At 64.1% G+C, this 14,900-nt stretch carries 11 protein-coding genes; all 11 read left to right on the top strand.

What is annotated here, in order from left to right; genetic code table 11:
- Positions 1-372 precede the first annotated feature (372 nt).
- The 11 genes from BGI01S_RS18165 (at position 373) to BGI01S_RS18115 (ending at position 14,889) form a co-directional block, all read left to right on the top strand.
- Positions 373-1,425 carry a LacI family DNA-binding transcriptional regulator gene (locus tag BGI01S_RS18165; RefSeq protein WP_042327342.1) on the top strand — a complete coding sequence of 351 codons (1,053 nt, stop codon included), beginning with the start codon at positions 373-375 and terminating at the stop codon, positions 1,423-1,425.
- A 119-nt stretch (positions 1,426-1,544) separates the two neighbouring features.
- Positions 1,545-2,564, top strand: a complete 1,020-nt coding sequence (locus tag BGI01S_RS18160; RefSeq protein WP_042327341.1) for an ABC transporter substrate-binding protein — start codon at positions 1,545-1,547, stop codon at positions 2,562-2,564.
- A 326-nt stretch (positions 2,565-2,890) separates the two neighbouring features.
- On the top strand, positions 2,891-4,465 hold the full coding sequence (locus BGI01S_RS18155) for a sugar ABC transporter ATP-binding protein (RefSeq protein ID WP_167335662.1): 1,575 nt from the start codon (positions 2,891-2,893) through the stop codon (positions 4,463-4,465).
- Positions 4,455-5,495, top strand: coding sequence for an ABC transporter permease (locus tag BGI01S_RS18150; RefSeq protein WP_174447420.1), 1,041 nt, complete (start codon positions 4,455-4,457; stop codon positions 5,493-5,495). The genes BGI01S_RS18155 and BGI01S_RS18150 overlap by 11 nt, the downstream gene beginning before the upstream one ends.
- A gap of 22 nt (positions 5,496-5,517) precedes the next feature.
- On the top strand, positions 5,518-6,477 hold the full coding sequence (locus BGI01S_RS18145; protein WP_042327339.1) for an ABC transporter permease: 960 nt from the start codon (positions 5,518-5,520) through the stop codon (positions 6,475-6,477).
- A 670-nt stretch (positions 6,478-7,147) separates the two neighbouring features.
- Entirely contained in the window at positions 7,148-7,918 is a 771-nt protein-coding gene (locus BGI01S_RS18140; RefSeq protein ID WP_042327338.1) for a ferredoxin--NADP reductase, read from the top strand.
- Positions 7,919-8,350: 432 nt separating this feature from the next.
- Positions 8,351-9,217 (top strand): sensor histidine kinase, encoded by an 867-nt coding sequence (locus BGI01S_RS18135; RefSeq protein WP_042327337.1) that lies wholly within the window; start codon positions 8,351-8,353, stop codon positions 9,215-9,217.
- A 10-nt stretch (positions 9,218-9,227) separates the two neighbouring features.
- Complete coding sequence (rqpR, locus tag BGI01S_RS18130; protein ID WP_042327336.1) at positions 9,228-9,884, top strand: response regulator transcription factor RqpR; 657 nt, start codon at positions 9,228-9,230, stop codon at positions 9,882-9,884.
- Positions 9,885-10,183: 299 nt separating this feature from the next.
- The gene (locus BGI01S_RS18125) at positions 10,184-11,575 is read left to right on the top strand and encodes an amino acid permease (RefSeq protein ID WP_042327335.1); all 1,392 of its coding nucleotides are present in this window, start codon (positions 10,184-10,186) and stop codon (positions 11,573-11,575) included.
- Between the two features lie 376 nt (positions 11,576-11,951).
- Complete coding sequence (locus BGI01S_RS18120) at positions 11,952-12,488, top strand: (2Fe-2S)-binding protein (RefSeq protein ID WP_042327334.1); 537 nt, start codon at positions 11,952-11,954, stop codon at positions 12,486-12,488.
- 10 nt (positions 12,489-12,498) lie between these two features.
- Complete coding sequence (locus BGI01S_RS18115) at positions 12,499-14,889, top strand: xanthine dehydrogenase family protein molybdopterin-binding subunit (protein WP_042327333.1); 2,391 nt, start codon at positions 12,499-12,501, stop codon at positions 14,887-14,889.
- Positions 14,890-14,900: the final 11 nt, after the last annotated feature.

Genomic DNA, 14,900 nt, shown 5'->3' with positions numbered 1-14,900 from the left:
ATGGCGGCAATAACGCGCATCGGTGTCTCCTGTGTCGACCGGGACGAGTGCTTCACCGCACCGACGCCGGTCACATGAAAGGTGCTTTCTGTGACGTGCCGCGCCCAGCGCGCGACCGGCGGACCTTCAATGTCCGCGCGACCGAGAATCGCACGACAAAGCGCAGCGGTCAATATTATTAGTAATAAATTTATCGTAAGGATGCGAGCGGGGCATTCATCAAAGGCTCCCAAATGGCGGGTTACCGCGCGTTGCCGGGCGCATATTATTAGTGGTACCGTCAGCACCACGAATGCCCACGGCATGTCTCAGCTTTTGCGCCGCCGCAGCGCGGCCTGCCCAATGAAAAAATCAACTCAACGCCGTCCGACCATGACCGACATCGCCAAGCTCACCGGCGTGTCGCAATCGACTGTCTCGCTCGTGCTGAACAACGCCACCGGCGCGAAATTCTCCGAAGCCACCCGCAACAAGGTGCTGAAGGCCGCGCACGATCTCGGCTACCGGCTGTCGCTGCGCGAGCCGGTCGCGGCCTCGACCGACGAGCGCAATCTGATCGTCTATCTGGCCGACGAAATCTCGACCAGTCCGCACCCGGTGGTCAACGCAGACGGCGCGCGCGACGCGGCCTATGCAAGCGGCAAGATGCTGGCGGTCTATTCGACGCACGGCAATGCCGACATCGAAAAGCAGGTGCTCGACACGATCCTTGCGAATCCGCATGTGTTCGGCGTGATCTACGCGACCGTTTACACGCGCAAGGTGACGCCGCCGGCGGCGCTCTCGCAGGTGCCGACCGTGCTGCTGAACTGCTACACGGGCGAAGGCGGCTTTTCGTCGGTGGTGCCGGCGGAGGTCGCGGGCGGCCATCTGGCCACCGAGTATCTGCTGCAAGCGGGCCATCGGCGGATCGGCTACATCAACGGCGAGCCGTGGCAAGACGCGTCGAAAGACCGGCTGAAAGGCTACCGCACCGCGCTTGCCACCGCCGACCTGCCTTTCGCACCGGAACTCGTGCGCGACGGCGACTGGAGCTCGGGCCTCGGCTTCGAACTGACGCTCTCGCTGATGCGCGAAGCCAATCCGCCGACCGCCATTTTCTGCGCGAATGACCTTACCGCGATCGGCGCGATCGAAGCGCTGAAGCAACTCGGCTTGCGTGTGCCGGAAGACGTATCGGTGCTCGGCTACGACGACCAGGAAATCGCGCGCCACACGCATCCGCCGCTCTCGACGGTGGTGCTGCCGAACTACGAACTGGGGCGCTGGGCCGTCGAAACACTGCTGCAGGAGGAACACAACCGCGCGGCCGGCGCGCCGGTGCGGCATCGGATGGTCAAGCTCGACGGCCCGCTCGTCGAACGCGCGTCGGTCAGGGTAATTACCGAGGCAAAAAAGCCAATAATTAATATTATTAGTGATTGACCGATAATAATTCCAGGTGGAATAATCGGCACAACCGGTCGGGCGAAAAATTGCGCTGACCGATTACGAGCAACACAAAAAGCAAATACAACCTACCTCACCAGGTACTGGAGGAAGACATGGCGTCGCTCAACACGCAATCGCGCAAACTCGCGCGCAAGCAGCAGATTCGTCCGCTGGCAGGTTCGCTGCTGGCACTCGCAATCGGTCTCGGCGTCGCCACCGCGCACGCCGACGATGCATTGCCGAAGTTGTCCACCAAGACGCCGCTGAAGGTCGGCTTCGCGCAGACCGAAAGCAACAATCCGTGGCGTCTCGCGGAAACCAAGAGCTTCAAGGACATCGCCGCCAAATGCGGCTGGCAGGTCGTGATGACCGACGCCAACGGCTCCAACTCCAAACAGGTCTCCGACATTCAAAGCATGATCGCGCAGCACGTCGATCTGCTGGTGTTCCCGCCGCGCGAAGAAAAGCCGCTCGCACCGATCGTGTTGCAGGCGAAAAAGGCCGGCATTCCGGTGATCCTCGTCGACCGCGACGTCGACCAGTCGGTTGCGAAAGCGGGCCGCGACTACATCACGTTCATCGGCTCGGACTTCATCGACCAGGGCCACCGCGCCGCCGACTGGCTCGTCAAGGCGACCAACGGCAAGGCGAAGATCATCGAACTCGAAGGCACGACCGGCGCGTCCGCCGCGAACGATCGCAAGAAGGGCTTCGACGAAGTCATCGCGAAGAATCCGGGCATGACGATCATCGCGTCGCAAAGCGGCGACTTCGCGCGCGACAAGGGTCGCCAGGTGATGGAGACGCTGTTGCAGGCGCATCCGGACGTCACCGCGGTCTACGCGCATAACGACGAAATGGCGCTCGGCGCGATCGCCGCGATCAAGGCGGCCGGCAAGCAGCCGGGCAAGGACATCCAGATCGTCACGATCGACGGCACCAAGGGTGGCCTCGACGCGATCGCGGCCGGCGAACTCGGCGCGAGCGTGCAATCGAGCCCGTTCTTCGGCCCGCTTGCCTGCGACGTCGCGCAACGTTTCGCGAAGGGCGAAAAGATCCCGACGTGGGTCAAGGTCTCCGACCGGTTCTATGACAAGAGCAACGTGCAGCAGAGCATGCAGTACGGCTATTGATCGAGCAGCTAGCGTTGCAGGCAGGAAGTCACCCGCTTTGAAGATGTCTCCTCGACGAAGCGGGTGACGGGAAGGGTTCGAAGCGACGCGCCCGTGACTGCACGGACCGTCGCTTCGCTTTTATGCCGCGTAACTTATGCGGCGTAACATGACCCAAACGCGAATGACCCAACCGCGAAGCTTCGGCCACGCCCCTGCATCAAGCCCGGACACGCACGGCGACTCGTCCGTGCGTGCCTGAGCAGCACCCGCATCAGGAGGACTCCGTGACGGAATCCGGCAAAGAGACACCCCACTCCCCCCTTACCCATTCGCCGCTGCTCGAGATGCAGGACATCGGCATCAGCTTCGGCGGCGTACCCGCGTTGCGCGGCGCGAATCTGAGCGTCGCCGCGGGCGAGGTGCACGCGCTGATCGGCCAGAACGGCGCCGGCAAATCGACGATGATCAAGATCCTGACCGGCGCGTATCGGCGCGGTTCGGGCAGCGTGCGCTTCGAAGGCCGCGAAGTCGATTTCCGCACGCCCAAGCAGGCGCGCGAAGCCGGCATCAGCACGATCTATCAGGAGATCAACCTGGTGCCGTTCCGCTCGGTGGCGGAAAATATTTTCCTCGGCCGCGAGCCGCGCCGCTTCGGTCTGATCGACTGGCGCGCGGTGCAGCAGCGCGCCGCCGCGCTGCTCGAATCGTTCGGTCTGCAGATCGACGTGAAGAAACCGGTCGGCCGCTATTCGACCGCGATCCAGCAGATGGTGGCGCTCGCGCGCGCGGTGTCGTCGGACGCGAAGATGGTGATCATGGACGAGTCCACCTCGTCGCTCGACGAGCGCGAAGTGGAGTTGCTCTTCACCGTGGTGCGCAAGCTGCGCGACGACGGCCGTGCGGTGATCTTCGTCTCCCACCGGCTCGACGAACTCTACGCGCTGTGCGATCGCGTCACCGTCATGCGCGACGGCCAGACGGTCGCGCAAAGCACGATGGCCGACATGGACAAACTGCAACTCGTCACGACGATGCTCGGCCGCACACTCGCTGCCGTCGTGCAGGAAGACACCGCGTCGCGCGAAGCAAACCTCGCGCGTCGTGGCAAGCAGGCGATTGCCGCGACCCAGTTGAGCGCGCATCCGAAGGTGAGCGACGTGTCGCTCGAAGTGCATGCGGGTGAAGCGGTGGGTCTTGCGGGCCTGCTCGGTTCGGGCCGCACCGAGACCATGCGGCTGATGTTCGGCGCCGATCCGCTGGAGCGCGGCTCGCTGTCGATCGACGGCGCGGCGGTCACGTTGAAGTCGCCGCAGGACGCGATCGGGCGCGGCCTCGCGTATCTCACCGAAGACCGCAAGGGGGAAGGGATCGTCCCCGAACTGTCGGTGCGCGACAACCTCACGCTGGTGTGCCTGCGCACGCTCGCGAAGAACGGCGTGGTCGACGTGAAGAAACAGCAGGCGATCGTCGACCGTTTCATCGCGTCGCTCGGCATCAAGCTGCGCTCCGCCGATCAACCGATCCGCGAACTGTCGGGCGGCAATCAGCAGAAGGTGCTGCTCGCGCGCTGGCTTGCCGCCGAACCTTCGCTGCTGTTGCTCGACGAACCGACGCGCGGCATCGACGTCGGCGCCAAGGCCGACGTCGCGAAGATCGTGCGCGAGTTGCGCGACGCGGGGCTGGCGGTGCTGCTGTCCGCATCGGAACTGGAAGAGCTGACTGCCGTGGCGGACCGCGCGGTGGTGATCCGCGACGGCCGCACCGTCGCCGAACTGAACGGCGCCGACATGAGCGAGACCGCGATCATGGACGCGATCGCCTACGGCAGCGAAGGACATTCGCAACTGGCGGAAGCGGCGCAAACCGCCAACGCCGCCCATATCGAAGACGCGTTGGAGGGCGACCGTCATGGCGCTTAAGCTGCACACCGAATCGTTGCAAACCGACCCGGCGCGCCCCGTCGACACCGCCGCAACCCTCAGCGCCGCGCCCGGCGCCACTTCCGCGAGCACGGTGCGCAAATGGCGGCAACTGGCGATGCAGCGCGAAGTCATCGTGCTGCTCGCGATGGTGCTGTTCAATCTGATCTTCACGCCGCACTTCTGGTCGCTGCAAACCTTCAACGTGAACATGACCCAGGTGGTGACGATCGTGATCGTCGGCATCGGCATGACGCTGGTGGTAGCGACGGGTGGGATCGACCTGTCGGTGGGCGCGTCGATGGCGATCTCCGGCGCGCTCGCGCCGATGCTGTTCCTCAACATACCGGGGCCCGGCGGCATCGCGCTCGCATTCGTGCTGCCGGTGCTGGCCGCCGCGTTGTGCGGCGTGTTCAACGGCTTGCTGGTGACGAGGCTATCCGTCCAGCCGATTGTCGCGACGCTGGTGCTGTTCATCGCCGGACGCGGGATCGCGCAAGTCGTCACCGACGGCAGCCTGCAAGCGTTCAACACGCCGGCCTTCCAGTGGATCGCGCTCGGCAAGATCGCGGGCGTGCCGTTCCAGGTGCTGCTGATGCTCGCGCTGGTCGTGTTGTTCGCGTGGGTCGTGCGCAAGACGCTGTTCGGCCAGTATCTGCTGATCACCGGCGGCAACGAAAAAGCCGCGTACCTGTGCGGCGTGCCGACCGCCACCGTGAAGCTGATCGCCTACACGTTGTGCGCGGCGCTCGCAGGTCTCGCCGGACTGATCTCGATCTCGGTGAATTCGTCTTCCGATGCGAACGTGGTCGGCCTCGGCGTCGAACTCGATGCGATTGCGGCGGTGGCCGTCGGCGGTACCGCGCTGACGGGCGGCAAGGCGTACATCGGCGGCACGCTGATCGGCGCGCTGATCATCCAGTTGCTGCGCTACACCCTGCTCGCGCACGGCATTCCGGACGCGGCGGCGCTGGTGGTGAAGGCCGGCATTATCGTCGCGGCCGTTTATGTGCAACGGCGCTCGCGCTAACGCCCTCTCCGGACTCGATGCGATGAAAAAGAATCTACCTATCCTGCTCGCGCTCGCGGCCCTGGTCGTCTTCGGCCTCGTGCGCTACGAGCATTTCGGCTCGGCGTACAACATCACGTCGTTCTGGCGCTACAACTCGATGTTCGCGCTGATCTCCATCGGCATGGCGTTCGTGATCATCACCGGCGGTATCGACCTCTCGGTCGGCACCGTGGCCGCGCTGGCAAGCGTCGTCGCCGCGCTGACCAGCGTGTACGGCGGCTGGGTCGCGGTGCTGGCGGGTTGCGCGGCGGGACTCGCGGTTGGCGTGCTGAACGGCCTGATCATCACGCGGCTGAAAATCCTGCCCTTCATCGTGACGCTCGCGACGAGCCTCGGCGCGCACGGCGTCGCTTTGCTGCTCGGCAGGAACGACGCGGTGTCGATTGCGGCGGAGTCGAACTTCGGCGACTTCGGGCAGGGCGATCTGTTCGGACTGCCGATCCCGGGGATCGTCGCGGCGGTCGCCGCGGTAGCAGGCTGGCTCGCGTTGCGCAGCAGCCGCTTCGGCCGGCATTCACTGGCGATCGGCGGCAGCGAGGAAGCGGCGCGGCTGATGGGGCTCAACGTCGACCGCACACTCGTGATGGCGTATGCAGTGAGCGGCCTGCTGGCAGGCATGGCGGGCGTGATTCTCGCCGCGCAATTCGGCGCGGGACAGCCGAACGAGGGAGTCGGCTGGGAGCTGTTCGCGATTTCGGCTGTGGTGCTCGGCGGCACGCTGCTCACCGGCGGCGAAGGCTCGGTGGCGATGACGATCGCCGGCGTGCTGCTGCTCGGGCTCGTGTTCAACTTACTGAACTTCGAAAACGGACTGGGCTTCATCAGCTTGTCGGCTTACTGGCAGTCGGTGATTCGCGGGGTGTTCCTGCTGCTGGTGATCGTGTTGCAGGCGCGCGTGCTGAAGCAGCGCGGGAAAAAGCGGGTGACGGCAGCGGCTTAGGCTGCTCGCCGAGTCGGCTGGCTTTACGGGCGTGCAGGCGGTTTCAGACCGGGCAGATGGACCGCTTGCCGGCCTTCGCACGAGTCGGCGTCAACCAAGCACATAAAGAGCGGATCCCCATCTAATTTACGATTTATCGGTATCCAGGCGCTGCGAGTCCGTTCTTGTGTACCAACAACGCCCGCTTCGCGCACCGCGAAGGGCAAAGGGCCCGGCGCTTACCGACGACGGTCGGACCGCCATCCGTCCTCGCTCTCTCTACCCCATTTGCCAGTTTTATCAGCAGGGTCAATGCTGCAGCGCACGCTGCCTTTCGGTATGATTCCGACCATGTTGCCCGCGCGGCGCGCCTATCCGGCGCATGCCGGACAGCCGATGGCAACCGCCCAGCGCGGCTTTCGCCCATCGCCGTACCCTTGCTGAAGCGCGGCTGCATTCCCGCCAACGTCGTTCGCGGCGCCCGATTGTATCGACAGCCGGCGCCACCGCTTCCAGGTCCGGCAACCCGCATCATCACGCTCAACCGCCGCGCCGCCGCCCTCCGGCAGCGGGCGCGGTAAAATAGCGGATTGCGCGTGACTCCCGTCCTTGGGTGAACGCAGCATCGCCCTTGCCGTGCCGGCCGGCTCAAACGACTGGCCGCCTTTGTTTTCGCACTATCCAAGAAGCCATGAGCAACCTGAATTCACAAACCGTCCTGAGCGTCCATCACTGGACCGATACGCTTTTCAGCTTCACCTGCACGCGCGACCCGGGTTTCCGTTTCGAAAACGGCCAGTTCACGATGGTGGGCCTCGAAGTTGACGGCAAGCCGCTGATCCGCGCCTATAGCCTCGCAAGCGCGAACTACGAAGAACATCTCGAGTTCCTGAGCATCAAGGTGCAGGACGGCCCGCTCACGTCGCGTTTGCAGCATCTGAAGGTCGGCGACGAAGTGTTGATCGGCAAGAAGCCGGTCGGCACGCTGATGGCCGACAACCTGCTGCCGGGCAAGACGCTGTGGCTGCTGTCCACCGGTACGGGCCTCGCGCCGTTCATGTCGATCATCAAAGATCCGGACATTTACGACCGTTACGAGCGCGTGGTGCTCACGCACACCTGCCGTTTCGTCGACGAGCTGGCGTACAAGGAATACATCACCGACCACCTGCCGGCGCACGAGCATCTGGGCGAACTGGTGCAGGAAAAGCTGCTGTACTACCCGACGGTCACGCGCGAAGCGTTCCAGAACCGCGGCCGTATTACCGAGCTGATCGAGACCGAAAAGCTGTTCGCCGACCTCGGCGTGCCGGGCTTCTCGCTCGAAGACGACCGCGTGATGCTGTGCGGCAGCCCGCACATGCTGCGCGACACACGCAAGCTGCTGGACGACCTGGGCTTCCAGGAAGGCAGCAACAACGCGCCGGGTCACTATGTGGTCGAAAAGGCGTTCGTCGGCTAAGCCACGCGCAGTCTTTTTGCGGCTCGCGCCGCGGATTCATCGGAAAGGAGCCTTCGGGCTCCTTTTTTGTTGCCGGTTACAAATTCACGCCGTACATTTGACATTTGGTGTCGGTATTCTTCCTACATATGCGCGTTTCATAAACATCAAGCATTGCCTGAAGAGTAGGCGCTAACACTTGGTACGACTGCATTTTTATTGTTTTTGAGATATCATCGCGCCGCACGATCAGTCAATTTGACGACCTGTCGCGGTCTGACGTAGTTGTTACTGAATGTAAATTTCGTTACCTCGCACCATAGCGTTTCGCCTGTCGCGCGTTACGCGTAACGGCCACGCCTGGAGGCTGGAGACCCGCATGCGTTCTTTCGTCTTCGCGCCGCCGATGCGCATCCGCTTCGCTACCCGCACGCTTTCCTGACAGGCAGACTCATGGATACGTCGACTGTCCTCCCGTTCAACGCTCCGCTTTCTTCGTCATCGGCTCGTGACGGCTTCGACGCGCCCGCCGCAACTGCCGGGCGCGAACTCGCACAACTGCGCGCGCGGGTGCGCGAACTGTCGGCCGAACTCGTGCGGGCGCACGAAGCCGCCTGCCGTCATGTGGCGCGCGAGCTGCACGACGGCGTGGGCGCCGAACTGACAGCAGCGCGCTTCGCGCTGGCTGGCGTCGAAACCTGGCTGCCCGCCGACGCGCCTCCGCAATGCGCCGCCGCGCTCGCCGTCGCGAACCGCTCGCTTGACGCCGTGTGCGCCGCGAGCCGCCAGGCCGTCGCGGAACTGCATGCGCCGTCGCTGGAAATAGGCATCGCGGGCGCGCTGGCGCACTGGACTGCCGACTTCGCGAGCCGCACGCAACTGCGCACGAGTTTCGTCTGCGCCGCCGACGCGCGTCTCACACGCCTGCCCGCCGATGCGGCGCTGGCCGTGTTCCGCGTCGCCCAGGAAGCGCTGAACAACATCGTCAAGCACGCGCGCGCCGAATCCGCCGACGTGCGCATCGAGACCAGCCGTCGCCACCTCACGCTGCTCGTCAGTGACGACGGCATCGGGCTCACGCGCAGCGCTCGCCAGCGCCAAGGCCATGCGGGCGAGGCCGGTCATTTCGGCCTGAGCGGCATGCAGGCGCGCTGCGCCGCGTTCGACGGCACGCTGCGCGTCAGCGGCCGCCGCAGCGGTTCGCAGCACAGCACGGCCGATGGCCACGCATCACGCGGCACGCTCGTGCAGGCGCGCTTCGCGTGGGACGCGTTGCTCGCGCCGGCGCCTCGCGCCGAGCGGCGCGCGTTGCAATCGTGAGCATGCCGTCATGAGCCTGCGCATCCTGATCGCCGAGGACCACGCCGTGGTTCGCCAAGGCGTCCGTCAATTGCTGCTCGACCGCGGAGTGGCGCGCGAAGTCATCGAGGCGCAAAGCGGCGCCGAAGCCCTCGCCGCCGTCGGCCTGCAAAGCTACGACGTCGTGCTGCTCGACATTTCGCTGCCCGACATGAACGGCGTCGAAGTGTTGAAGCGCCTGAAGCGCAAGGCGCCGCGCGTGGCGGTGCTGATGTTCTCGATGTACCGCGAGGATCAATATGCGGTGCGCGCGTTGAAAGCGGGGGCCGCCGGCTACCTGTCGAAGACGGTTGACGCCGCGCAGATGATCTGTGCGATCCAGCAGGTCGCCGCGGGCCGCAAATACGTGAGCCCGGCGATGGCCGAAGCGCTGGCCGACTACGTGTCGTTCGACGGCGAGCAGTTGCCGCACGAAAAGCTCTCCGACCGCGAATATCAGACGCTGTGCATGCTCGCGTCGGGCAAACGGCTGACGGATATCGCGGCGGCGCTGTCGCTGTCGGTGAAGACGGTCAGCGTGTACCGCACGCGCCTGCTCGAGAAAATGAAGCTGCGCAACAACGCCGAACTCACGTTCTATGTGATGAGCAACCGCCTCGTCGATCTGAATCCGGCGATGGCCGGCTGACAGTTCGCGCTCGCGTGAGTTGGCGCAGGTCCGCGCCGGCTGAATACCGCGCCGCCGCCCGGGCTCGTTTGCAAGAGAGATTCCCTCCCCATTATTCGCGCATCGAGCGAAAGCTTTGCGGCCGCCCTGCCTGTCGCGCACGAACACCACGCGCGCTGCTCGCCGGGCCGGGGGTTTCCGCCCATCGCCCAAGCAACCGGCATGCTGTCCCAAAATAAGTGGCGACTCGTATCCGTTAAAATCGTGGGTTTCCCGACATTCGGCGCGCAACACGCGTGCACTACTGGAGACCCACGCCAATGTCCCTGTTTCGCAAAAAGAGCGTCGAGCATATGATCGCGACGAGCGCTCAGAACGCCGGCCTGAAAAAGGCGCTCGGCGCGCTCGATCTGACCTTCCTCGGTGTCGGCGCCATCATCGGCACCGGCATTTTTGTGCTGACCGGCACGGGGGCGGTCCAAGCCGGCCCGGCGCTGATGCTCTCGTTTATCATCGCGGCGATCGCTTGCGGATTCGCCGCGCTTTCGTACGCGGAATTCGCGTCGACGATTCCGGTCGCCGGATCCATCTATACGTATTCGTACGCGACGCTCGGCGAGTTGGCCGCGTGGATTATCGGCTGGGACCTGATGCTTGAATACGGGCTGGCGACGTCGGCGGTATCGGTCGGCTGGTCGGGCTATCTGCAGTCGCTGCTGTCGGGGTTCGGCATTTCGCTGCCGGTCGCGCTGAGTGCTGCGCCGGGTGCGGTGCCGGGTCACCACACGCTGTTCAACCTGCCCGCGTTCCTCGTGATGATGGCGATTACCGCACTCTTGTCGGTCGGCATTCGCGAATCCGCGCGGATCAATAACATCATGGTGGCGATCAAGGTGACCGTGGTGCTGCTGGTGATTGCCGTGGGCGTATTCCACGTGACGCCGGCCAACTGGCATCCGTTCATGCCGAACGGCTGGAACGGCGTGTTCGGCGCGGCGGCGGTGATGTTCTTCGCGTTCATTGGCTTCGATGCGGTGTCGTCGGCATCGGAAGAGGTGAAGAATCCGAAGCGCGATCTGCCGGTCGGCATTATCGCGTCACTCGGTGTGTGCGCGGTGCTGTACGTCGCGGTGGCGGCGGTGGTCACGGGCATCGTGCCGTCGGCGAAGTTCGCCAATATTTCGCATCCGGTGTCGTATGCGTTGCAGGAAGCCGGGCAGACGTGGGTCGCGGGTTTTATCGACCTCGGCGCCGTGCTGGGCATGTTGACCGTGATTCTGGTGATGGCCTATGGTCAGACGCGCGTGATCTTCGCGATGTCGCGCGACGGGTTGTTGCCGGCGCGGTTGTCGCGGTTGCATCCGCGTTTTGCGACGCCGTTTTTCACTACGTGGCTGGTGGGGATTTTCTTCGGGCTGATCGGGGCGTTGGTACCGTTGAATGTGCTGGCGGAGCTGATCAATATCGGCACGTTGGCCGCGTTTTCGATGGTGTCGATTGCGGTGCTTGTTTTGCGTAAGACGCATCCTGAGCTGCCGCGGGCGTTTCGGTGTCCGGGTGTGCCGGTTGTGCCGGTTTTGGCTGTGGCGTCTTGTCTGTTTTTGATGCTTAATCTTCAAGGCGTGACTTGGGCTGCTTTTGCTATCTGGTTGCTGATCGGGATGGTTGTTTATTTTGGTTATTCGCGGCGGAATTCGAAGCTTGCGAAGTGAAGGTTTTTTGCCTGTGCGGCGCTGAGTTGGTTGTGTTCTCTCGGGGTTGGCCTTTCCTTGATTTCACGGTGGTCTTTCAGCGTTGCCCCTGTGCGGGGCGGCACCAATAGACCACCGTGACCTCAAGGAAAGGCCAACCTCCACCTAGAAGAACAAACACCAGAACCGTGTCGCACACTTCCCCTCATAGCGCGCCCGCCCGATTTGTGCTTTACTTTTCGGCAGACTCATAAAAACCGAAGCACCCGTATCGGACCCCACGAACAGGCAGCTGAAGGAAAGAAATAAAAGGTCCGGTCTCACCCCAATCAGCAATCACTTGCATGGGACCAGAGTAACCGCTCAAGCGCTCACTCTGGTCGACAGGAGACAGTTCATGGCGATCAGCATCAGTCTGACGGTGAACGGCGCGCCCATCAGCGCCTCAATCGACCCCGGCACCCTACTTGTCCAGTTCCTGCGCGACCAACTTCGCCTCACCGGCACACACGTCGGCTGCGATACGGCCCAGTGCGGCGCCTGCACGGTCCACCTGAACGGACGCGCGATCAAATCCTGCAACATCCTCGCGGTGCAAGCCGAAGGCGCAACGGTCACCACTATCGAAGGGCTCGCGCAGAACGGCTCACTGCACCCAATGCAAGCCGCTTTCAAACACTGCCACGGTCTACAGTGCGGCTTCTGTACGCCCGGCATGGTGATGAGCGCGGTGTCGCTCGTCGAACGTCAGCCCGATCTCACCGGCGACGACGTGCGCAGCCAGCTCGACGGCAATCTGTGCCGCTGTACGGGCTATCACAACATCGTCAAGGCAGTCCTCGAAGGCGCCAAAGGCATGAAGTCCGCCGGCACGGCCAGCGCCAGTGCCGACGCAGCGACCACCGCCACGGCCGCCGCGCCGGCCACCGCCTGAGGAGCCGACGATGAACGCACCCGACACCCACCTCATCGGCGCATCCGTCGAACGTAAGGAAGACTACCGGTTTCTGACCGGCAACGGCCAGTACACCGACGACATCGTCCTGCCCCAGCAAACCTACGCGATCTTTCTGCGCTCGCCGCACGCGCACGCGAAGATCAACAGCATCGACATCGCGGCCGCCAAACAGTCGCCGGGCGTGGTCGCGATCTTCACCGGCGCGGACATGGCCGCGGAGAACGTCGGCGGCCTGCCGTGCGGCTGGCTGATCCACAGCACCGACGGCAAGCCGATGAACGAGCCGCCGCATCCGATCATCGCGCATACGAAAGTCCGGCACGTCGGCGACCAGGTCGCGCTCGTGATCGCCGATTCGATCAAGGCCGCGAAAGACGCCGCCGAACTGATCGAAGTCGACTACGACGTGCTGCCGGCCGTGGTCGACACGGCGCATGCGGCCGACGCCGGACAGCCCGCGGTTCACGACGAAGTGCCCGACAACGTCTGCTACAACTGGGGCCACGGCGACAAAGCCGCAACCGACGCCGCGTTCGCCAAAGCCGCGCACGTCACCACGCTCGACATCGTCAACAACCGGCTGATCCCGAACGCGATCGAACCGCGCGCGGTCAACGCGAGCTACTCGGTGCAGGACGACAGCTACACGCTGTACGTCGCGAATCAGAATCCGCACGTCGAGCGTCTGTTGATGGCCGCGTTCGTGCTGTCGCTGCCGGAATCGAAACTGCGCGTGATCGCGCCGGACGTCGGCGGCGGCTTCGGCTCGAAGATCTTCCTGTACGCCGAAGACGTCGCGCTGACGTGGGCCTCGAAGAAGATCCGCCGGCCGGTGAAATGGACCGCCGAGCGCTCGGAAGCGTTCGTCTCCGATGCGCACGGCCGCGATCATGTGACGAAAGCCGAACTCGCGATGGACGCGGACGGCAAGTTCCTCGCGATGCGCATCCACACGATTGCGAACATGGGCGCGTACCTGTCGACGTTCGCGTCGAGCGTGCCGACCATACTGTACGCGACGTTGCTCGCCGGCCAGTACGCGACCCCCGCGATCTACGCGGAAGTGAAAGCGGTCTTCACCCACACCGTCCCCGTCGACGCCTATCGCGGCGCGGGCCGCCCTGAAGCGACCTACGTCGTGGAGCGCCTCGTCGAAACCGCTGCGCGCGAGATGAAGCTCGATCCGGCGGAAATCCGCCGCCGCAATTTCATCCGCGAGTTTCCATACGCGACGCCAGTGGGCCTCACCTACGACACCGGCGACTACGAAACCATCCTCGCGCGCTCGCTCGAACTCGCGGACGTCAAAGGCTTCGAAGCACGTCGGCAGGAATCCGAAAGAAATGGCAAGCGGCGCGGTCTGGGCTACTCGTGCTACATCGAAGCATGCGGCCTCGCACCGTCGAACATCGCGGGCGCGCTCGGCGCGCGCGCAGGTCTGTTCGAAGTCGGCCAGATTCGCGTGCATCCCACGGGCTCGGTCACCGTGTTCACCGGCTCCCACAGTCATGGCCAGGGACACGAGACGACCTTCGCGCAAGTGGTCGCCGACCGGCTCGGCATTGCGCTGGAAAGCGTCGAGATCGTCCACGGCGACACCGGCCGGATTCCGTTCGGCATGGGCACGTATGGCTCGCGCTCGATCGCGGTCGGCGGTTCGGCGATCATGAAGGCGCTCGACAAGATCGAAACGAAGGCAAAGAAGATCGCCGCGCATCTGCTCGAAGCCGCGGCCGAAGACATCGAGTTCAAGGACGGCGTGTTCCGCGTCGCGGGCACCGACCGCACCAAGGCGTTCGCCGAAATCTCGCTCGCCGCGTACGTGCCGCACAACTATCCGCTCGACGTGCTCGAACCGGGCCTCGAAGAAAGCGCGTTCTACGATCCGAGCAACTTCACGTATCCATCGGGCGCGTACATCTGCGAGGTCGAAGTCGATCCGGACACAGGCGTGTGCCGCATCCAGCAGTTCACCGCAGTGGACGATTTCGGCAACGTGATCAATCCGATGATCGTCGAAGGGCAAGTGCATGGCGGCCTCGCGCAAGGTATCGGCCAGGCGATGCTGGAGCGCTGCGTGTACGACAACGACAGCGGCCAGTTGCTGTCCGGCTCGTACATGGACTACGCGATGCCGCATGCGTCCGATCTGCCGGACTTCACCGTCGAGACGTCGAAAGGCACACCGTGTACGCACAATCCGCTCGGCGTCAAAGGCTGCGGCGAGGCGGGCGCGATCGGCTCGCCGCCGGCGGTGATCAACGCGATCATCGACGCGCTCGCGCCGCTCGGCGTGACCGACCTGCAAATGCCGGCGACGCCGCATCGCGTATGGTCCGCGATTCACGCGGCAAGCCAGGCGGCGAAAACCCTCTGAGATCCTGAGCG

This window comes from Paraburkholderia ginsengisoli NBRC 100965 (assembly GCF_000739735.1).
Lineage (GTDB): Bacteria > Pseudomonadota > Gammaproteobacteria > Burkholderiales > Burkholderiaceae > Paraburkholderia > Paraburkholderia ginsengisoli.
Note: the sequence above shows the minus strand (reverse complement) of the source record. Positions and strands in the feature narration are given on the sequence as shown.